This window comes from Micromonospora sp. WMMC273 (genome assembly GCF_027460285.1).
GTDB classification, from domain to species: domain Bacteria; phylum Actinomycetota; class Actinomycetes; order Mycobacteriales; family Micromonosporaceae; genus Micromonospora; species Micromonospora aurantiaca.
Genome location: NZ_JAPZBE010000001.1, coordinates 3,087,513 through 3,107,461 on the forward strand (window position 1 = coordinate 3,087,513; position 19,949 = coordinate 3,107,461).

At 74.6% G+C, this 19,949-nt stretch carries 23 protein-coding genes; 11 read left to right on the forward strand and 12 right to left on the reverse strand.

What is annotated here, in order from left to right; all coding sequences use genetic code 11:
- Positions 1-6 precede the first annotated feature (6 nt).
- Entirely contained in the window at positions 7-1,014 is a 1,008-nt protein-coding gene (locus tag O7611_RS14465; RefSeq protein ID WP_269697033.1) for an ABC transporter permease, read from the reverse strand.
- A 408-nt stretch (positions 1,015-1,422) separates the two neighbouring features.
- On the opposite strand from O7611_RS14465, the gene O7611_RS14470 reads away from it, so the two are divergent.
- From O7611_RS14470 to O7611_RS14485, 4 genes are all read left to right on the forward strand, one after another.
- A complete protein-coding gene (locus O7611_RS14470; protein WP_194799429.1) occupies positions 1,423-1,824 on the forward strand; it encodes an SSI family serine proteinase inhibitor in 402 nt (133 codons plus the stop codon).
- Between the two features lie 113 nt (positions 1,825-1,937).
- Positions 1,938-2,840, forward strand: a complete 903-nt coding sequence (locus O7611_RS14475) for a pentapeptide repeat-containing protein (RefSeq protein WP_269697034.1) — start codon at positions 1,938-1,940, stop codon at positions 2,838-2,840.
- A gap of 138 nt (positions 2,841-2,978) precedes the next feature.
- Entirely contained in the window at positions 2,979-3,233 is a 255-nt protein-coding gene (locus O7611_RS14480; RefSeq protein ID WP_013286432.1) for a hypothetical protein, read from the forward strand.
- Positions 3,234-3,269: 36 nt separating this feature from the next.
- Positions 3,270-3,530, forward strand: coding sequence for a hypothetical protein (locus tag O7611_RS14485; protein WP_013286433.1), 261 nt, complete (start codon positions 3,270-3,272; stop codon positions 3,528-3,530).
- Here O7611_RS14485 and rnhA read toward each other — a convergent pair.
- Positions 3,449-4,015, reverse strand: coding sequence for a ribonuclease HI (gene rnhA, locus O7611_RS14490; RefSeq protein ID WP_194799427.1), 567 nt, complete (start codon positions 4,013-4,015; stop codon positions 3,449-3,451). The genes O7611_RS14485 and rnhA overlap by 82 nt on opposite strands.
- 70 nt (positions 4,016-4,085) lie before the next feature.
- Here rnhA and O7611_RS14495 point away from each other — a divergent pair, with 70 nt between their 5' ends.
- Positions 4,086-4,874, forward strand: coding sequence for a tyrosine-protein phosphatase (locus O7611_RS14495; RefSeq protein WP_194799426.1), 789 nt, complete (start codon positions 4,086-4,088; stop codon positions 4,872-4,874).
- 89 nt (positions 4,875-4,963) lie between these two features.
- Complete coding sequence (locus O7611_RS14500) at positions 4,964-6,079, forward strand: serine hydrolase domain-containing protein (protein WP_269697035.1); 1,116 nt, start codon at positions 4,964-4,966, stop codon at positions 6,077-6,079.
- On the opposite strand, the gene O7611_RS14505 is transcribed toward O7611_RS14500, so the two are convergent.
- From O7611_RS14505 to O7611_RS14530, 6 genes are all read right to left on the reverse strand, one after another.
- Positions 6,076-7,260: a lycopene cyclase family protein gene (locus tag O7611_RS14505; protein ID WP_194799424.1), complete on the reverse strand. Its 1,185-nt coding sequence runs from the start codon at positions 7,258-7,260 to the stop codon at positions 6,076-6,078. The genes O7611_RS14500 and O7611_RS14505 overlap by 4 nt on opposite strands.
- A gap of 48 nt (positions 7,261-7,308) precedes the next feature.
- On the reverse strand, positions 7,309-8,556 hold the full coding sequence (locus O7611_RS14510; protein WP_269697036.1) for an MFS transporter: 1,248 nt from the start codon (positions 8,554-8,556) through the stop codon (positions 7,309-7,311).
- Positions 8,557-8,599: 43 nt separating this feature from the next.
- Entirely contained in the window at positions 8,600-9,271 is a 672-nt protein-coding gene (locus tag O7611_RS14515) for a uridine kinase (protein WP_194799423.1), read from the reverse strand.
- The gene (locus tag O7611_RS14520) at positions 9,268-10,425 is read right to left on the reverse strand and encodes an RNA polymerase sigma factor (RefSeq protein WP_194799459.1); all 1,158 of its coding nucleotides are present in this window, start codon (positions 10,423-10,425) and stop codon (positions 9,268-9,270) included. The genes O7611_RS14515 and O7611_RS14520 overlap by 4 nt, the downstream gene beginning before the upstream one ends.
- Before the next feature lie 8 nt (positions 10,426-10,433).
- Positions 10,434-10,841, reverse strand: coding sequence for a YciI family protein (locus O7611_RS14525; protein ID WP_194799422.1), 408 nt, complete (start codon positions 10,839-10,841; stop codon positions 10,434-10,436).
- A gap of 181 nt (positions 10,842-11,022) precedes the next feature.
- Positions 11,023-11,439, reverse strand: a complete 417-nt coding sequence (locus O7611_RS14530) for a DUF6069 family protein (RefSeq protein ID WP_269697037.1) — start codon at positions 11,437-11,439, stop codon at positions 11,023-11,025.
- Between the two features lie 169 nt (positions 11,440-11,608).
- Here O7611_RS14530 and O7611_RS14535 point away from each other — a divergent pair, with 169 nt between their 5' ends.
- The 4 genes from O7611_RS14535 to O7611_RS14550 all read left to right on the forward strand — a co-directional run bounded on the left by O7611_RS14535 (position 11,609) and on the right by O7611_RS14550 (position 14,818).
- Positions 11,609-12,712 carry a sensor histidine kinase gene (locus tag O7611_RS14535; RefSeq protein WP_194799420.1) on the forward strand — a complete coding sequence of 368 codons (1,104 nt, stop codon included), beginning with the start codon at positions 11,609-11,611 and terminating at the stop codon, positions 12,710-12,712.
- Complete coding sequence (locus O7611_RS14540) at positions 12,709-13,377, forward strand: response regulator (protein WP_194799419.1); 669 nt, start codon at positions 12,709-12,711, stop codon at positions 13,375-13,377. Before O7611_RS14535 ends, O7611_RS14540 begins: the two co-directional genes overlap by 4 nt.
- Before the next feature lie 243 nt (positions 13,378-13,620).
- Complete coding sequence (locus O7611_RS14545) at positions 13,621-14,103, forward strand: hypothetical protein (protein ID WP_194799418.1); 483 nt, start codon at positions 13,621-13,623, stop codon at positions 14,101-14,103.
- A gap of 73 nt (positions 14,104-14,176) precedes the next feature.
- Complete coding sequence (locus O7611_RS14550; protein WP_194799417.1) at positions 14,177-14,818, forward strand: class F sortase; 642 nt, start codon at positions 14,177-14,179, stop codon at positions 14,816-14,818.
- A gap of 3 nt (positions 14,819-14,821) precedes the next feature.
- On the opposite strand, the gene O7611_RS14555 is transcribed toward O7611_RS14550, so the two are convergent.
- Positions 14,822-15,823, reverse strand: coding sequence for a phosphotransferase family protein (locus O7611_RS14555; protein WP_269697038.1), 1,002 nt, complete (start codon positions 15,821-15,823; stop codon positions 14,822-14,824).
- Positions 15,824-15,902: 79 nt separating this feature from the next.
- Here O7611_RS14555 and O7611_RS14560 point away from each other — a divergent pair, with 79 nt between their 5' ends.
- Positions 15,903-16,301, forward strand: a complete 399-nt coding sequence (locus O7611_RS14560) for a YchJ family protein (protein ID WP_269697039.1) — start codon at positions 15,903-15,905, stop codon at positions 16,299-16,301.
- Between the two features lie 18 nt (positions 16,302-16,319).
- Here O7611_RS14560 and O7611_RS14565 read toward each other — a convergent pair whose 3' ends face one another.
- The 3 genes from O7611_RS14565 to O7611_RS14575 form a co-directional block, all read right to left on the reverse strand.
- A complete protein-coding gene (locus O7611_RS14565; RefSeq protein WP_194799414.1) occupies positions 16,320-16,709 on the reverse strand; it encodes a DUF2267 domain-containing protein in 390 nt (129 codons plus the stop codon).
- Between the two features lie 81 nt (positions 16,710-16,790).
- Positions 16,791-18,653 carry a transketolase gene (locus O7611_RS14570; protein ID WP_269697040.1) on the reverse strand — a complete coding sequence of 621 codons (1,863 nt, stop codon included), beginning with the start codon at positions 18,651-18,653 and terminating at the stop codon, positions 16,791-16,793.
- A gap of 80 nt (positions 18,654-18,733) precedes the next feature.
- On the reverse strand, positions 18,734-19,930 hold the full coding sequence (locus O7611_RS14575) for an MFS transporter (RefSeq protein WP_269697041.1): 1,197 nt from the start codon (positions 19,928-19,930) through the stop codon (positions 18,734-18,736).
- Between the last annotated feature and the right edge of the window lie 19 nt (positions 19,931-19,949).

Below are 19,949 nucleotides of genomic sequence, written 5' to 3' on the forward strand. Positions count from 1 at the left end.
TGGGGACTACCGGGTGGAGCGGGGGTCCAGCGAGTCGCGCAGCGCGTCGCCGAGCAGGTTGAACGCCAGGACCAGCAGGAAGACCGTCAACCCGGGGAACAGGGTGTACCAGGGGTCGCTCGCGACGTAGCCGATGCTGTTGAAGATCATGCGGCCCAGGTCGGGCGTGGGTTCGGTGACGCCGATGTTGACGAACGCCAGCGCCGCCTCGATGGCGATGAACTGCGGCACCATCAGCGAGACGGTGACCAGGATCGGCGCCCAGATGTTCGGCAGCAGCTGCCGCAGCATGATGTGCGCGGTGCCGGCGCCGGCGGCCCGGGCCGCCTCGACGAACTCCCGCTCGCGCAGCGAGATCACCTGACCGCGGACCAGCCGCGCGGTGTACGTCCAGCTGAACAGGCCGAAGGTGGCGACGATCAGGGCCACCCGGAAGGCCGGCGACGGTGCCTCCCGGTCGGAGTAGAAGCGGTCCTGGAGGATCGGGATGACCGCGAGGGCGAAGATGAGGAACGGGAACGCCAGCGTGAGGTCGATCAGCCAGTTGACGACGCTGTCCAGCCAGCCTCTGGCCCACCCGGCCAGCACACCCACGGCGACACCGATGCCGGATGCCAGCAGCGCCGAGGCGAACGCGATGAACAGGGACGTCCGCAGGCCGTAGACCAGTTGCATCAGGATGTCCCGCCCGCTGCCCGGTTCGAGCCCGAGCCAATGGTCGGCGCTGATTCCACCGGCATACCCGATCGGCATTCCGAAATCGTTCAGGCGGTCGGCGAACTTGTCGGTCGGGTCGATTCCGGTGAGCCGTTCCAGCAGTGGCGCGCCGAGCGCGACAAGGGCGGCGACGGCGAGCGTGACGGCGCTGGCGCGGGCCGTACGGTCGCGTTTGAGCCGCAGCCAGGCGAGCCGGCCGGGTGACCGGCCGACGAATTCGCCGGGCCGGCCGGCAGGGCCAGGAACGGCCTCGACATCGGGGCCGGGAGCGGCCGGTGAGTACGACAGTTCGCTCATGAGCAGTCCTCCCGACGGGGACGAAAACGGCCTGCCACCCGACGGTAATGCGCTATGACGCACTGGAAAGAATCGTTCCGGTAACGGCCGTTCCGGTTGTCGTGCATTGACAACGATCCGGCGTACGGAATGCATCGGCGCAATAACGGCTCGATTCGGTTGTCAGCCTTTCAGGTGGCCGTTCCACGAATTCGGAATGCGTTGCCGCAAGGCACTCGGGCGGTTGTCAGCCGTTCGGGCATTCCCGTACGCCGATGTCACACCAGCCGGGCGGCAGCGTCGACCGGTGTAACACTTCGTGACTCTTCGCGTTCACACCGTCCACCTAGGGTTCTCGGCGGTCCGGTTCGCACGACGTGCCGGGCCGTCCACCGGCCCTCACCCGGGGCCCCGACGGAAGGACCACCCATGCCCTTCGCCCGACGTACCGCCGCTGCGGCCCTGGCCGCCGTGCTCGGCGGCCTCGCCGCGCCGGCCTCCCCCGCGCAGGCCGCGCCGCGCCCCGGCCCGGAGACCCCCTCGGTGCTGCTGCTCACCGTCGACGACGGCGCCGGCCCGCGCGCCACGGTGCTGACCTGCGGGCCCACCGGCGGCCTGCACCCCGACCCGATCACCGCCTGCCGGCTCGTCGCCCGCGTCGACGGCGACCTGGACGCGCTCGACGTGCACGGCGCGCCCTGCACGTCCCAGTACGCCCCGGTCGTCGCGCGTGCCGTGGGCATCTGGCAGACCCGCCCGATCTCCTACACCCGGACGTTCGGCAACGCCTGCCTGATGCAGCGCACCACCGCCTCCCTCTTCACCTTCTGACCCCCTCCTTGTCGCGTTGATCATGAGGTTGGCGGCGGTTCCGGTCCGATTTGTCGCCGTCAACCTCATGATCGACGGGGTGGGTCGGGAGGTGGGCCGGTGGAGTGGGGAGAATGGGTGCCGTGCCGGGAGGAGGACGGGTGGGTGACGGGCGGGAGTTGCGGGCGGACTGCTCGCGCTGCGCCGGAGTGTGCTGCGTCGCTCCCGCGTTCACCGCGTCGGCCGACTTCGCCATCGACAAGCCCGCCGGGCGGCCCTGCCCGAACCTGGGCGCCGACTTCCGCTGCGGCATCCACACCGAGCTGCGGCAACGCGGCTTCCCTGGATGCACCGTGTTCGACTGCTTCGGCGCCGGTCAGCACCTCACGCAGCACACGTTCGCCGGCCGCGACTGGCGCGCCGACCCGGCTACCGCACAGCGCATGTTCGGCAGCTTCGCCGTGCTGCGGCCGCTGCACGAGCTGCTGTGGTACCTGACCGAGGCGGTACGCCTGACCCCGCCCGGCCCGCTGCGCGACGAGCTGACCACCGCGCTCGACGAGACCGGCCGGCTCACCGACGGCACCCCCGACGACCTGCTCGCGCTCGACGTCGACGCGCACCGGGACCGGGCCAACCGGCTGCTGTCCCGTGCCGCCGAACAGGCCCGCGCCGGGAAGGCCGGGCCGGACCGCCGGGGCGCGATGCTGATCGGGGTGGACCTGCGCCGTACCCCGCTGGCCGGGGCGAACCTGCGCGGCGCCTGCCTGATCGGCGCCGACCTGCGGGGCGTACGCCTCGGCGCCGCCGACCTGACCGGCGCGGACCTGCGCGGAGCCGACCTGCGCGGCGCGGACCTGGGCGAGTGCCTGTTCACGCACCAGTCGCAGCTCGACGCCGCACGCGGCGACCACCGCACGGTCCTGCCGCCGGGCCTACGCCGCCCGTCCCACTGGTCCCTGACCCTGACCCCGACAAACCCCCAGCCCCGCCACCCCCACCCCCACCCCCGCTCCCGACCCCGACCTCGGCGTTGATCAAGGAGTTCGTGTCCGGTTCGGGGCCGGATCGGAACACGAACTCCTCGATCACGGCGTGATGGGGCGGGGGCGGTTTGGTGGGGGTGGGGTGGGGAAGGCGGTGCGGACGAGTGTTGCCGACGGGAGGGGCCCCCGGTGGGATATCGGGCACGCGACGGTGAGGAGCCGGTCGACCCGGCGCACGCCGAGGACGAGGCCGGGCAGGTGCCCCTGGTGCAGACGGCCGCGGACACCGACGTGCCGGCGCCCGCTCCCGGTGCGCCGAAACCGGACGAGGTGACCGAGGACGACGGATCCGGAATGGCTGGCGGCGCCTCCGGCAGCAGCTCGGGCGGCTCCTCGATGCCGACCCACCCGGACGCGGCCCGCGGACGGGACGCCGCCCGCTGAACGTTTGCCGTCACCCGCTGCGGGCAGGAGTGCGACATGACCAGTGAAGAGTCCTTCGGCCGCGCGGCCGGCGACGAACCCGACGGCGCGACCGCGTACGAGGCGTCCCTGCGCCCACCGGGCGAATCCCTGCACACCACCGACGACACCGGTGACGACTTCGCCGATCTGCCCGCCGAGGACCGGCGCTCTGCACGCGAGGTCAGCCGGGCCGGTTACGACGTCGACGCGGTCTCCGGCACCGGCGACCCGTCCGAGGAGCCGGAGGAGATCGAGGAGGGCCGGCCGCTGCGCTGACGCGCACGCGGGGTGGCGGCCGGGCCGGCGCCCCGCGCCTCGGTCATGCCCCGGTTCGCCAGCGCGTCCGCGCGCTCGTTCTCCGGGTGCCCGTTGTGGCCCTTCACCCACAGCCACGTCACGTCGTGCCGGGCGCAGGCCGCCTCCAGCGCCTGCCACAGGTCGGCGTTCTTCACCGGCTGCTTCGCGGCGGTCAGCCAGCCGTTGCGCTTCCAGGCGTTCAGCCAGCCGGTGATGCCGTTGCGCACGTACGTGCTGTCGGTGTGCAGCCGTACCGTGACCGGGCGGGTCAGGCTCTCCAGCGCCCGGATCGCGGCGGTCAGCTCCATCCGGTTGTTGGTGGTCGGGGTGGCCTCGCCGCCGCACAGCTCCCGCTCGTGCCCGCCCCAGCGCAGCACCGCACCCCACCCGCCCGGCCCGGGATTGCCGCTGCACGCGCCGTCGGTCCAGATCTCCACGATCCGGCCGGTCTCCGCCTCCGCCATGCCCGGCAACCTACCGGGTGCGCGGGCGCGCGGGACCACCCGACCCGCCGCGCCCGGCTAGCGTGCGAGCATGACCACTCCCCCGGACTTCGCCACGCTCTGCAACTTCCGTGACCTCGGTGGCTGGCGGACCGGGGACGGCCGCGCCGTCGCCCGGGGCCGCCTATACCGCTCCGACTCGCTGGCCAAGCTCGCCGGTGCCGATCTGGAACGGTTCGCGGCGCTCGGCGTGCGCACCGTGATCGACCTGCGGTACCCGTGGGAGATCGCCGACCGCGGCCGGGCCCCGGAGAGCCTCGGCGTCACCTGGCACAACCTGAGCATCGAGCACCGGCCGTACGTGCAGGCCGACATCGACCCCGACGTGGACCCGTGGCGCTACCTGGCCGACCGGTACGCCGAGGTGGCCGAGGACGGCGTGGCCGAGCTACGGCAGGCGATCGAGGTGATCGCGGACGGCGAGCACCCGCTGGTGTTCCACTGCGCGTCCGGCAAGGACCGCACCGGGCTGCTCGCCGCGCTGGTGCTTTCAGTGCTCGGCGTGGACGACGACCAGATCGCTGCGGACTTCGCGCTCACCGAGCACGCCACCGACCGTCTGGTGGCCGAGTGGCGGGACCGCAACGGCGGCGCGACGCCGGGCTGGCCGGCGTACGGGCGGGCACCGGCCGAGATCATCCGGCTGGTGCTGGCCGAGCTGCGGGCCGCGCACGGTTCGGTGCACGGGTACGTGACCGGCCGGCTCGGTGTCGGCGAGGAGACGATCGACGCGCTGCGCGCCCGGCTGCTCACCGGTGACTCCATCCCGCTGCCCACCCAGGGCACCACCGGCAGTACGCCGACGCCGGCCGCCCGGTAGAGCACCTCCGGCCGCCGATACCGGGCGCCGTCGCCGTTCCCACGAAAAGCAGACGACGCCGCTGCCACGGTCTGGCACGCTGCGGGATCGTGGACACGCGGTGGGACGGCCTGCGGGCCGAGGTACGGGCGACGCTCGACGAGCTGGTCTCCTCCGGCCGGGAGACCGGTGTGCAGGTGGCCGCGTACCTGGGCGGGGTCGCGATCGTCGCCGAGCAGGCCGGGCTCGCCGACACCACCACCGGCCGGCCGATGACCGCCGACACGCCCGTGCACGCGGTCTCCACCGGCAAGGGCCTCACCGCCACAGTGGTGCACGTGCTGGCCGAGCGGGGACGGCTCGACTACGACCTGCCGCTGGCCGCCGTGTGGCCGGAGTTCGCCCGGCACGGCAAGGACGGCATCACGCTGCGGCACGTGCTCACCCACACCGCCGGCCTGCCAGCGCTGCCCGCCGACGTCACACCCGAGGACTTCACCGACTGGACGCGCATGTGCGAGCTGCTCGCCGACGCACGGCCGCTGTGGGCACCCGGCGAGCGGCTGGCGTACCACGCCTGGACGTGGGGCTGGCTGGTCGGCGAGGTGGTGCGGCGGGTCACCGGCGCCCCGGTGTCGCGGGTGCTCGCCGAGGAGGTGTCCGGGCCGCTCGGCGTGGACCGGGAACTGTTCCTCGGCGTACCGGAGGCGGACCTGCCCCGGTTGGCGCGGCTGGAGGACGCCGGCCTGTCCGCGCTGATGACCTGGGCCGGGGCCAACCTGCCGCACTTCGACGCGGTCGCGCCACCCGGCGTACGGCCGGACACCGTCATCGGTTCCCGCCCCGACGTGCTGCGCGCCGACGTGCCGTCGGTCGGCACGATGAGCGCCCGCGCGGTGGCCCGGATGTACGCGGCGCTGCTCGGCCCGGTCGACGGGGTGCGGCTGATCTCCGCCGGGCGGATGCGGGAGGTGTCCGCCCCGGCGGTCCGCGCACCGGAGTGGGTGTTCGGGCAGGAGAGCACGTTCGGGCTCGGGTACGCGGTCGACGACGGATCGTTCGGCACCGCGGGTAGCGGCGGGAGCCTCGCGTTCGCGTACCCGAACCTGGGGTTGACGGTGGCGGCGGTGCGCAACCGGCTCGGCGCGGGCGACGGCGACCCGATGGAGAGGCTGCGGACGCTGGTACGCGACCGCGTCGCCGAGGCGACCGGCCACCGAGGCTAGCGGCGCAGGCGGGCCCGCAGCCGCCCGGCCGCGTCGCCGAGCACCGCGCCGGTCATCGGCAGCAGCGGGCTGGACCGCATCACCGCCAGGTCCTCGGCCGGGCTGGTCACGCCGTCGAGGAAGCGCAGCACCCGCTCCGGCGGGTTGCGGTCGAACAGCCGCTCGAAGAACTCCACCCCGCCGACGTGCCCGCGATCCAGTGCGCGCAGCGCCACCGCGTCCATCCACAGGTGCCGTCCCGGGTACGCGGGCGCCGGCACCGGCGGGCGGCCGGCGGCGAGCGCCAGTGCCACCTGGTCGGCCTGGCGCAGCATCGCGGAGAACGTGAATCCGGTGGACGGGCGGGTCGCCCCACCCGCGGTGCCCAGCCGCGCCACTCGAGGGCTGGGACGGGACTCGAACGGTCCGTCGGTCATCGGGATCACACCGTCCTCGACCTCCCGCACCCGCAGCGCGGTCAGGTCCAGGCCGAGCAGGTCGGCGTACCCGCGCAGCGCCGCGTCGTAGCCCGCGTCGTCGAGCAGTTCCGGCCCGAACTCGGTGTACTCGACCAGCGCGAACCGGTCGTCGACAGGCAACACGTACCCGAAGGAGACGCCACGCTGCGGCTGCGGCGTGCGGAAGTCCATCAGCACTGCCCGCTGCGGATCGAACGTCGGCCGGTCGGCGGCCAGCCACCAGCCCCGGAAGTGCTGCAACCAGCTGGTCCGCCCCGGCCGCCGGGGCCGCCGGGGCCGCGAGTCGAGCACCCACCCGGCCCGCACCAGGTCCCGCCCGTCCGGGTCACGGACCGTGACCCGCTCACCGTCGTCGTGCAACTCCCCCGCCGGGACGCTGATCCGGACCGCGTCCAGCCGCCGCTCGGCCGCGGCAGCCCGGTCGTAGACCGGGGCGGAGCGGAGCATGGCGTACCGCAGGGGGTCGAGCGTGAGGACGCGGCGGCCGGCCGGCGTGACCACGTCGACCCGCGACCAGCTCGCGCTCAGCAGTGGGTCGAGGTCGTCGCCGGGCAGACCCCAGAACGCCCAGGTGCGGTCCTGGCCGCGCTTGTGCACCGGGTCGACCACCGCGACCCGCAGCCCGGTCACGCCGTGGCGGTCCAGCGCGGCCAGGACCAGGGATGCGGCGCCGCCGCCGCCGACCAGCGCGAGGTCGACGTCGACCGGGAAGGAAGCGTGCATCCGGCCACGCTGCCACATCGGCGCATGCGGTCACCGGCCGACCCGCGCTCAGGCCACCGGCGCGGGCTTCTGCGGGGCCGGGTCGGCATAGGCGGCGGCCACCGTCGCCCGGTCGAAGACCCGCCACGTCGCGGCGATCACCGCGACCGCCACCGCGAAACCCACCCAGTACGGCGCGGTGATGCCGAACCGGGCCGCCACCACGCCACCGAGCAGCGCGCCGACACAGTTGCCACCAGCCGCGACGAACAACGTGGTGCTGCCGACCCGGCCCATCAGCTCCGGCGGGGTGAGCCGCTGCCGCAGCGAGTTCGCCACGATGTTCCACAACGCGCTGTGCGCCCCGAACGCGAACAACGCGAACCCGACCACGGCCGCACTGCGGGACGCGGCGAGCGCCAGGTGCAGTCCCGCCTCGACCAGCAGCCCGGTCCGCACCGTCCAGGTGGGCGTGATCGCGGCGATCAGCCGGTCCCCCACCAGCGAGCCGAGCACCCCGCCGACCGCCATGCAGGTGAACAACGCGCCGTAGCCGACCGAGCCGAGGCCCAGCCGCTCGGTGGCGAGCAGCACCAGCACCGCCACGGCGGCGGTGAGCGTGACGTTGAGCAGGCCGATCAGCACGGTCATGGTGCGCAGCAGCCGCTGCCGCCACAGCCAGCGGAACCCCTCCGCGACCTCCGCCCGCACCGACCGCCGCCCGTCCGGCGCCGGCCCGCCGCGGTACGTCCCGGCGAGCAGCCCGACCAGCACGGCGCTCAGCGCGTACGTGCCGGCGTTGAGGGCGAACGGCAGCGACGCCGCCAGCACGAACAGGAACCCGCCGAGTGGGCCGGCGATCATGTTCTGCATCACCTGGGTGCCGCCGCCCAGCCAGCCGTTCGCGCGTTCCAGCAGGGAGCGCGGCACCACCGCCGGCAGCACCGCCTGCGCGGCGGTCCGGAATACCACCTCACCGGTGTTAACCACGAACAGCACCGCGTAGAGCAGCGCGATCCCGGCCCGGTCGGCGAGCATCGCCGCGGCGAGCACCGCGAGCGCGCCGACGCGTACCCAGTCGATGAGCACCATCAGCCGCCGCCGGTCCACCCGGTCGGCCAGCACGCCACCGGGCAGCGCGAACAGCAGCCACGGCAGCCACGACACCGCCGCCCCGGCCGACACCACAAGCGGATCGTCGGTGATCGACGCCACGTACAACGGCGCCGCCACCGTCGCCGTCCCACTCCCCAGCGCGGACAGCGTGCTCGCCGTCCACAGTCGGGCGAAGCGCCCGCCGAGCCGTTCCCCCGTCACGGCGAGGCAACCTACCAGCGGCGATGAACCCTGCCGACCGGTTTTACGCCCGCCAGGCGAGCACCACCGGCGCGAGCGGGTCGGCCACGTCGAGCACCACGTCCGCGTGCCGCGCCGGGTTCGCCTCGGCCCGGTACCGCGCCTGCCCCGGCAGGTAGCGCGCCCGGTACCGGCGGCGCACCTCCTCGGCCGAGCCGAACACCTCCAGGTCGCGGATCAGTGCCCGGCGCAGCGTCTCGGCCGGCTCCACGTGCAGGTAGACCGTCACGTCCCAGTGCGACCGCAACTCCGGCCGGAGCAGGAACACCCCGTCGAGGAGCAGCACCGCGTCCGCCGGCGCGGTCACCCGCGCCGCGGGAACCGGCTTCTCGGCGCGCAGGTCGTACGCCACCCGCAGGTACCGCCGGTCACCGCCGGGTCCGAGCGGGCGCAGCACCCGCTCCACCAGCGTCTCGTGGTCGAACGCGTCCCGGTAGTAGCCCTCCGGCGACAGCGGCCCCCGCGCCCGGCGGACCGCGGCGGGCCGGTGGAAGCCGTCGACGCTCACCCGGAGCACCGGCCTCCGCTGCCCCAGCACCTCGGCCAGGTCATCGGCCAGCCGGGTCTTGCCCGCCGCATCAGGGCCGTCGACGGCCACCCGCAGCGGGTGCGGCGGACGGCGCGCGGCGAGGTCGTCGGCGAGCCGGGCCAGCACCCGCGCCCGCGTCCCGGTCATCCGTCGGCCCGCGCCGGGCGGCGGCTGTTGAGGCGGGCCGCCTGCCGGTTCAGGTGGTCGCGTTCGGCCAGGCTGGACGCCCGGCGGGCCGCCTCCGCGTACAGCGCGGCCGCCCGGTCCGGGTCGCCGTCGCGTTCGTGCAGGTAAGCGGCCACCGCCGTGTACCGGGGCAGCGTGTCGTCCAGCGCCGCGAGCGCCGCCAGCCCGGCGCGCGGGCCGTCCGCCTCGCCCACCGCCACCGCCCGGTTGAGCCGGGCGATCGGGCTGCCGGTCAGGCGGACCAGTTCGTCGTACCACTCGACGATCTGCACCCAGTCGGTCTCCGCCGCGGTGGGCGCGTCGGCGTGCAGCGCCGCGACGGCGGCCTGGGCCTGGAACTCGCCCAGCCGATCCCGGGACAGGGCGGTCTGGAGGATGCCCACACCCTCGGCGATCAGCGTCGTGTCCCACCGGCCGCGGTCCTGCTCGGCCAGCGGCACCAGGCTGCCGTCGGGCGCGGTCCGCCCGGCCCGGCGGGCGTGGTGCAGCAGCATGAGCGCGAGCAGCCCGGCCACCTCCGGATGGTCGATCGCGGCGGCGAGCTGCCGGGTGAGCCGGATCGCCTCGGCCGCCAGGTCCACGTCGCCGGAGTAGCCCTCGTTGAACACCAGGTACAGCACCCGCAGCACGGTGGCGACGTCACCGGGCTGGTCGAACCGGACCCCGGAGACGGTGCGCTTGGCGCGGCTGATCCGCTGCGCCGTGGTGGCCTCCGGCACCAGGTACGCCTGCGCGATCTGCCGGGTGGTGAGCCCGCCGACGGCACGCAGCGTCAACGCGACGGCCGACGACGGGCTCAGCGACGGATGCGCGCAGAGGAAGTAGAGCCGCAGCGTGTCGTCCACCGCCGGCACCGGGCCGGGTGGCGGCTCCTCGTCCACGAGGTCCTCACGCCGGCGCCGGGCGGCGTCGGCGCGGACCACGTCGAGGAACCGCCGCCACGCCACTGTGACCAGCCAGCCGCGCGGATCGCGGGGCGTGTCGGCCGGCCAGACGCGCAGCGCCTCGATCAGCGCGTCCTGCACGGCGTCCTCGGCCGCCGCGAAGTCGGCTCCGCGGCGGACGAGGACACCGAGCACGCCCGGGATGAGGCTGCGGAGCGCGACCTCGTCCATCGGACGGATCACTCGGTGATGGTCGGCGGCGCGGTCAGGAACGGGCGCAGCTCCAGCCACTCGTGGATCGGCTTGCCGCCCTGCCCCGGCGCGGCCGACAGCTCACCGGCCAGTTCGAGCGCGCGCTCGTAGCTGTCCACGTCGATCACCATCCAGCCGGCGATGAGGTCCTTCGTCTCGGCGAACGGGCCGTCGGTGACCGGCGGGCGTCCCTCGCCGTCGTAGCGGACGAACGTGCCCTCCGGGGCGAGCGCCTGGCCGTCGACGTACTCGCCGCTCTCCTGGAGCCGCGCCGCGAACTCCTGCATGTAGTTCACGTGCGCGGAGATCTCCTCCGGCGTCCACTTGTCGATCATCGGCATGTCGGTGACCGGAGTCGGGCCGCCGCGGTAGTGCTTCAGGAGCAGGTACTTCATGAGTGTCTCCTCGTGGAGTCGTGCGGCCCATTCTGGCCGCGTTCACTCCGGGGACGAAGCTGCCCGTCCGTTCTCGACATCGGTGGCGGAGGAATTTCGGGCGTCACCTCGTGTAGGGCATCCTAGGAGGCTGGTTCTGGTGGTCCGAGCCGCCCGCCCCCGTCGCGGCGGCCCGGACCCGTCAGCGGGCGGCGGTCCGGCGCAGGCCGGTGATCAGCACCGCGGCCGCGACCAGGTGCAGCGCCACCAGCGTCAGCGTCGCCGCGCCCCCCACTCCCCCGCCCAGCGGCCCGAGCAGCGACACCAGCAGCACCAGGCCCGCGACCACCGTCCAGGCCGTCCGGGCGCGGGCGGTGAGCCGCTCCAGCAGGGCCAGCAGCGCCCAGCCGGCCAGCCCGGCTAGCAGCGTGCTCACCACCACCGCCACCGGCGTCACCCGCTGGTCGGCGGAGCCGCTGCGCGTTATCAGCTCCACCCCGGCGACCGGTACCGCGACCACCCATCCCAGCAGCGCGGCGACGGTCGCCGCGAACACCGCGAGCAGACGGTCCCGGCGGCGGTTCGGGCGGGCGGCGACGGTCGGGATCGTGGTCTCCATCGGTGACTCCTCCACATCGGGACGACTGCCGGAAACGCTAGGTCCGGCCTGCCGCCGCGCGGATCGGGCCACGGAGCGGTTCCCGGCTCCGCCGCCGGACCGACCACCGGCCCGGATCTCCGTCCGGCGACCGATGAGAAGCGGTGGACCGGCGGCCTAGCATCCGGACATGAGGTGCGCGTCCCGGTCCCGGTTCCTGCTGCTGCTCGACGGCGGCATCGCCACCGCGAGCCTCGCCGTGTGCCTGCTCGCGCTACTGGCCTCCGACGCCGGCCCGGACACGCCCGGCGCGACCGCCGTCGCGGTCGGCCTCGCCGTCGCGCAGGCGAGTTGTCTGCTGTGGATCCGGCGCCACCCGGGGTACGCCGCCGGCGTCGCCGCGCTCGCGGGCGTCGGCCTGGAGGCGCTCTGCCCGCAGCTCGGCTGGCTCGGCCTGGTCGCCATCCCGATGGCGTACGTGGCCCGGCTGCGCCCGCCCCGGTACTCGCTCGTCGCACTCGGACTGCTGCTGGCGCCCACACCGTGGAAGCTGGTCACCGGCGGCTGGCGGGACCTGCTGCTGGCGGTGACCGCGCTGGCCCTGAGCTGGACGCTCGGCGAACTGCAACGGGGCCAGGCGCAACGGCGCTGCGCGTGGGAACGGCAGGTGCTGGCGGCCGAGCGGGAACGCATCTCCCGGGAACTGCACGACGTGGTGGCGCACCACGTCGCGGTCATCGCGGTGCAGGCCGGCGCCGCCGAGGACGTGTTCGACGAGCACCCGGCGCAGGCCCGGGCCGCGCTCGCCGCGATCGACACGGCGGCCCGGTCGGCGCTGACCGAACTACGGTCCATGCTGCACGCGCTCGCCGTCGACGACGGGTCCGAGCAGGGCGGGCCACAGCCGGGGCTGGCGCAGCTCGACGCGCTCGCCGACGCGGTACGGGCGGTCGGTCTGCCGGTGACGCTGCACCGGGAGGGCGACGGCGAGGCGCTACCCGGCGGGGTGCAGCTGTCGGCGTACCGGATCGTGCAGGAGTCACTGACGAACGCGCTGCGCCACGGGCACGCCACCCGCGCCGACGTGGACGTCCACTACCGCGACGGCGTACTGCGGCTGGAGGTCGTCAACGACGGCCCGGCGCCCGCCCGCCGGCCCGGTACGCCCACCGGGCGCGGCATCGTCGGCATGCGGGAGCGGGCCCGGCTGCTCGGCGGCACGCTGGACGCCGGCCCGCTGCCGGCCGGCGGGTTCCGGGTCCACGCGCGACTGCCGGTCGGAGCGGGCCGGTGACCGTGCGGGTGGTGGTCGCCGACGACCAGGAGCTGATCCGCGCCGGGCTGCGCACAGTCCTCGACGCGCGGCCCGACCTGAGCGTGGTCGGCGAGGCCGCCGACGGCGTCGAGGCGGTCGCGGTGGCGACGCGGACGAGGCCGGACGTGGTGCTGATGGACGTGCGGATGCCCCGGCGCGACGGCATCGCGGCCACCCGGGACCTGGTGGCCGCCGGCAACCCGGCCCGGGTGGTCATGCTGACCACGTTCGACCTGGACGAACACGTCTACGCCGCGCTGCGCGCCGGGGCGAGCGCGTTCCTGCTCAAGGACACCCGCCCGGCCGACCTCGCCGAGGCGGTACGCGTGGTGGCGCGCGGCGAGGCCCTGCTCGCGCCCACAGTGACCCGGCGGCTGCTGGACCGGTACGCCGAACGCCTGCCCGCGCCCGCGCCCACCGGCGACGTGCTCGCCGTGCTGACCGCGCGCGAGCGGGAGGTGCTGACGCTCACCGCGCGGGCACTGTCCAATGCGGAGATCGCCGCCCGGCTGCACCTGAGCACCGCCACCGTGAAGACCCACGTCTCGGCGATCCTCACCAAGCTGGGCCTGCGCGACCGGATCCAGGCGGTGGTGCTCGCGTACGACACCGGACTGGTCCGGCCGGAGCCGCCGGTCCGGTAGGCAACCGAACCGGACAGCGGACCCAGACGTACCGAACCGGGACGGTTCGCCGCCCGGCCTGGCCCGGCATGTCCGCCGTCTCGCGGCGGCAGGGAGCACACCGGACGGCAACGAAGATTTCTCAATTACCCCCAGTGACCGCCGCAACCCTCCTAGTGTTGGCCACACCGGTGCTCGTCACGGAGTTGGCCACCCGAACGACGTCCCACGCCTACAGCGGACGAAAAGTGAGGGAAGACGCGGATGAAGGCACAGTCATTTCTCGGATCGGCGGCGTTCGGCGTGGGCCTCGGCGCACTGCTGCTCCCGGCCGCCGCGCTGGCGGACACCAGAGTCTCACCCGCCACCACCCCGGTCGGCGGCACCGTCGTGCTGACCACCACGTGCAACCCGAACGCCGGTGACGCGATCTTCCGGGTCACCGGCCCGGACCGGGACCAGAACGTCCGGTCCACCACTGCGGCCGCGGGCGGTGGCCTGAGCGCCGAACTGTTCACCGCCGGGTTCACGCTCGGCACGTACACCGTGGCCACCACCTGCGGCGACGGCAGCGACGGCGGCAGCGCCACGTTCACCGTCACGCCGATCGGTGGTGCGCAGGCCGGTGGCGGCGGGCGCGACGGCGACACCGGAGTGCTGATCGCCGGTGGCGTGCTGGCCGCCGGGGCGCTCGCCGGTGGCGCGTACGCGGTCATCCGCCGGCGCCGCGCGGACGCCGTAGCCTGACCGGCTCGCCGGGCGGTCCGCCCGCGCCGGATGCTCCGGCGCGGGCGCCGCGTCTCCGTCGAACGGAGGTGGGATGCTGTCGGAGTCGCAGCGCCGGTCGCGCCTGCACACCGCCGTCCTGGTCACCGCCGTCACCGTCGCCGCCGCCACCGGCACCGGCCTGGTCTCGGCCGGGCTCGGCACCACATCGGCGTCACCACCGCAGCCCGGCGTCTCCGCCGCGCCCGCCACCGAACGGCCGGGTACGGCAGGTCCGGCGCTCCCCCGGTCCACGCCGGTCCGGGTCACCGTCCCGCGCATCGGCGTCGACGCCGAGATCGTCCCGGTCGCCACCGACGCGGACGGCGCGCTCGAGGTGCCACCGCTGGACCGCCCGGAGGTCACCGGCTGGTACCACCCCGGTCCCGCCCCCGGCCAGGCCGGCAACGCGGTGCTGGTCGGGCACGTCGACTCGCAGCACGGCCCGGCGGTCTTCTTCGACCTCGGGCGGCTGCGCGGCGGCGACACGATCCGGGTGCTGCGGGCCGACGGCCGGACCGCGACGTTCACTGTGGACGGCGTCGGGGCGTACCCGAAGGAGCGCTTCCCCACCGCGCGGGTCTACGGCGGCGACGCGGCGGCGCGGCTCCGGTTGATCACGTGCGGCGGGCGGTTCGACCCGCGCACCGGCAGCTACCCGGACAACATCGTCGTCTTCGCCACCGCGACCCGGTGACGCTCAGTCCGCCAGGTCGGCCAGCTCCGCGCCGAGGAGTTCCGCCAGCAGCTCCACCCGGCCCGGGTCTTTGTCGGCGGTGATGTTCCGGCTGGGCATCTCGACGGTCATCAGCAGGTAGAGGTAGAGCCGGTAGAGCCCGAGCCGCCGCCGCGCCCCGGCGTCGAGCGGGAACGGCGCCGCCGCCCGGTAGGCGCGCACCAGCGGGTCGTCCGGCTCGTCCTCGGCGCGGCGGAACAGCAGCGGCGACACCAGGTCCATCAGCGGGTCACCCCACAGGTACCGCTCGCCGTCGACCAGGCCGCTCAGGCGCGGCGTGCCGTCCGGCCCGTCGACGGCGAGCACGTTCCCGGCCCAGCCGTCGAAGTGCAGCAGCGCCGGGCGGTCGACCGCGTCGAGCACCGCCGCGTGCCGCGCCACCAGCTCCCGGATCCGGGAGGCGGGCACCGGCAGCGGCACCGCCCAATCCGCGGCATCGGCGAGCATGTCGTCCACCATCGCCGTGTACGCGTCCCGCCACGTCGCGCCGGAGGCCCGGTCGCCGTCGTAGCCGTACCGCTCGCCGGTGACCGTGTGCAGCGCGGCGAGCGCGCGGCCGAACTCGGCGCGCAGCGGACCGACGTCCGCGCCGGCCTGGCTCAGGTCCCAGAGGGTACGACCCGGTAGCCGCGCCATGAGCAGCCAGTCGCCCAGCTCGGGGTCGGTTCCGTGCCGCAGCAGCGCCGGCGTCGGCACCCCCGGTGCGCGGTCGGCCACCAGGCGCAGGTAGTGCGCCTCCGCGCCGATCATGTCCCGCTCGTAGCGCAGCAACGGCACGTGCGGCGGCGGACCGACCTTGAGCACCACCTCGCGGCCGTCGGTGAGGCGTACCCACCAGACGGCGGCGAAGCCGCCACCGGTCAGCGGCCCGCAGTCGGCCACCTCGGCGCCGGATCCGAGCGAGGCGGTGAGGTAGCGGCGGACCTGCGCGGGGTCGAGAGCACGCTGAGTAGGACTCACGCTCATGGTCCGGGGAGCCTAGTGCGTCGAGGTGCCGGGAAGGGCCCCTGCTGGGCACCGCCCCGGCGCTTGGGAGAATCGTGGCATGGCGAAACGGGGTCAAAGTCCGGCGGTGTGCCCGTGCGGCACCGGCCGGCCGTACGCGGACTGCTGCGCCCCGGTCCACCGGGGCGAGGCGACGGCGGCGACCGCGGAGGCGCTGATGCGGTCCCGGTTCAGCGCGTTCGCGCTCGGCGACGCCGCGTACCTGCGGCACAGCTGGCACTCCAGCACCCGCCCCGAGCGGCTGGAGCTGGACCCGGGCACCCGCTGGACCCGGCTGGAGATCGCGGAGACCGGGCAGGGCGGCCTGTTCGACAGCGCCGGTACGGTCCGGTTCCGGGCGCACTACCGCGAGAGTGGCCGGGCGGGCGTGCTGGCCGAGCACAGCCGCTTCGCCCGCGAGGACGGCCGCTGGGTCTATCTGGACGCACTGCCCGAGTGACGGTCAGGCCGGGCGCGGTCAGGCCGGGCGGGGGGTGGGCTGGGCAAGCTCGGCGATCTCGCGGGGTAGCTGGGACAGCGCGCGGTTGAACTGGGCCGGCCCGATCACCCGGTGCAGCGCCTGCAACACCGCCCGCGCGCCGCGCTCGGCGTCGGACGGGGTCGCGCCGGAGCGCTCGGCGACCCGGCGCAGGAACTCGTCGTACCCGAAGACCTCCGGGTCCTCGACCCGGGCGCGGGCCAGCAGCGGACGCAGCTCGTGCGCGAGGTGCGCGGACAGGTCGTCGGCCTCGCCGCCGCTGATCCGTTCGGCGAGCGTGCGCAGCGTCGCCTCGGTCAGCGCGCGGGCCGTCTCGACCGGCACGCCGGCGCGGGCGGACACCCGCGCGTAGAACTCCGGTTCGGCCATCGTCCGTCCTCCCGTCGCAACGGCAGCGTGGCTACCCGCCGCCGGCCGCCGCAAACACCGCCGGCCCCGGCGAACAGGCGCTCAGGCCAGGGCCCGCGCCGCCGAGACGATCGCGCCGACGCCGATACCGGCCCGGTCGAACTGCTGGGCAGGGGTGCCGGAACCGGGCAGCCCGCGTACCGCCAGGTGGTTGACCCGGGCCGGTTCGCCCAGGTCGGCGAGCGCCTCCAGCACCGCGGAGCCCAACCCACCTTCCGGGTAGTGGTCCTCGACCACTACCAGCCGCCCGCCGGTCTCCACGACGGTCTCGGCCAGGCGTTGCCGGTCCACCGGCTTGATCGAGTACATGTCGATCACCCGGGCGTCGATGCCCTCGCGGGTCAGTTCGTCGGCGGCGGCGAGGCACAGGTGCACCGTCACGCCGGTGCCGAGCAGCGCCACGTCGCCGCCGTCGCGCACCATCCGGCTGCCGCCGATCGGGAACGGCTCGGCGTCGTCGTAGAGCACCGGGTACTTGCCACGCGTGGTGCGCAGGTAGGTGATGCCCGGGTGGTCGGGCATCTGGGCGACGAGGGCCGCGCAGGAGACCGCGTCGGCCGGGCAGAGCACCGTGGAGCCGGGCACGGCCCGCAGCGCGGCGATGTCCTCCAGCCCCATCTGGGACGGGCCGTCCGCGCCGATCTCCACCCCGGCGTGCGACCCGACCAGCGCGATGTCGGCCCGGGACACCCCGGCCATCCGGATGAAGTCGTAGGCCCGGGACCAGAACGCGGCGAACGTCGCCGCGAACGGCCGGTAGCCGCGCACCGCCAGGCCCACCGCCGCAGCGGTGAGCTGCTGTTCGGCGATGAACATCTGGAAGAACCGATCCGGGTACGCGGTGGCGAAGCGCTCCGCCCGGGTGGAGTCGCTGACCTCGCCGTCGAGCGCGACCACGTCGGGCCGGGCGGCGCCGAGGGCGCGCAGCGCGTCACCGTACGCGTCCCGCGTGGCGACCTTCGCGCCACGCTCGTATCGCGGCAGCTCCGGCTGCCCGTGCTCGGCCGGGGCGGTGCGCGGCGCGGCCGGTGGTTTCGGTCCGGCGACCCGGATGCGCCGGGGCCCGCCGAGCGCCCGGACGGCCCGATCGGCCAGCTCCGGGTCGAACGGCTTGCCGTGCCAGGTCGGGTCGTTCTCCACCGCGGGTACGCCCTTGCCCTTGACCGTACGGGCCAGGACCACTGTCGGCCCGGTCGCGTCGCGGGCCTGCCCGTACGCCTCGTCGATCGCGCCCAGGTCGTGACCGTCGACGACTATCGCCTGGCAGCCGAACGCCTCGACGCGCCGCCGGTAGGTGTCCAGGTCCCACTCCAGTTCGGTGGGGCCGCGCTGGCCGAACCGGTTGACGTCCACGATCGTGGTGAGGTTGCGCAGACCGTAGTGGCCGGCCTTGTCCAGCGCCTCCCACACCGACCCTTCGGCGGTTTCGCTGTCGCCGCAGAGCACCCAGACGTGTGCTGGTGACCGGTCGAGGTACTGGGCGGCGAGCGCCACCCCGACGCCGACCGGCAGGCCCTGCCCGAGCGAGCCGGTGGCGACGTCCACCCAGGGCAGCACCGGCGTGGGGTGGCCCTGCAGGCGCGACCCGGATCGCCGGTACGTCTCCAGCAGCTCCTGCTCGCTGATCGCGCCGGTGGCGCGGAACACCGCGTACAGCAGTGGGGAGGCGTGTCCCTTGGAGAAGATCAGGTGGTCGTTGCCGGGGTTGCCCGGGTAGGACCAGTCGTAGCGCAGGTGCCGGGCGACGAGCACGGCGAGCAGGTCGGCGGCGGACAGGCTGGACGTGGGATGCCCGGAGCCGGCCATCGTGCTGCACCTGATCGCGTCCACCCGTAGCTGGGCGGCCAGGTCCGCCAGCCCGGTCAGCTCCTCGTCGCGCAGCGTGCGCTCTGCTTCCAACGTCACCGCGATCGTCTCCCGGGGTCGCCGAATTCCCGGACCAACGCTAGGCCGCGCACGCGACCATTGGTCCCCTTTCTGGCGATTCATGCTCGACCGGTGAGCAGCCAGAGCGCCACCAGCAGGTACGGCAGCACCGCGACCGCGAAGGCAGCCGGGTTCCCCACCGCGCCGGCGAGCAGCCCGTACCCGGCGTAGAAGGCGACGATGGTCAGGTCGGTGGCCATTCCGGCGGCCGAGGTGACGGTGGCCCGGGCCGATCCGGTGATCCGGGCCTGGAGCCGCACGTCGGCGAGCACGGTGGCCAGTTGGAACGCGGCGAACGCCGCCGCCAGCAGCACGAACCCCGCCGGGTGCCGCAGCAGCGCCCCGGCAGCGGTCGCCGCGGCCGCGAACACCAGCAGACCGGCGTACCCGCGGTGGGACAGCCGCTCGCCCAGCGGCGCGAGCAGCCCGCCCACAGTCATCCCGGCCCACACCAGCAGGAGCAGCAGCGGTACGCCCACCTCGGCCATGCCGGTGTCGGCGGCCAGCAGGCCGGTGTACTCGTCGAGCCCGCCCCAGATCGCGGTGACCGCCGCGACCAGCAGCACGGCGGCGCGGACGCGGCGGTCGGCCCGCACCTCGCGCAGGCCCAGGCGCAGGCTGTCCAGCCAGCCGGGCTCATCGTCGTCCACCGCCGGGACCGGAGCGGCCGGCGGCCGGCGGTGTTCCGGGAAGCGGGCCGCGACAGCAGCCGCCAGCAGGCACGCCGCCACGCTCGCCGCGCCGACGGCGAGGTAGCCGCCGAGCGCGAACACCGGCCCGGCGAGCACCCCCGAGCCGACCGCGCCGAGCACCTCGGCGGTGCGGGTCCGGCCGATCAGCCGGGCATACCTGTCGGCCGCGCCGAGGCGTTGCAGCTCGGTGAAGACGAGCGCCTCCAGCGCGCCGGAGCGCAGCGCGCCCCCGGCGCCCCAGAGCAGGAAGCCGGCGGCGAACGCCGGATAGGACGGCAGCAGCACCCAGAGTGCGAACCCGGCGGCGGCCAGCAGCGGCGCCAGGCAGAGCAGCAGGCGGCGCGACACCGCGTCGGCCCATACGCCGGAGGGCACCTCCAGCACGATGCCGGCGGCCGCCCAGAGCACGAACAGCGAGGAGATCTGCCCGACCGACAACCCGGTGTCGGCGAACAGCAGCACGTAGAGCGGGTAGAGCAGGACGAGGTCGGTGAGGAACGCGTACCCGTAGAGCGTCGCCGCCAGACGGCGGGTCGCTGGTACGCGGGCAGGAGCGACGAGCATGGAACCTTCCCACGGGGCG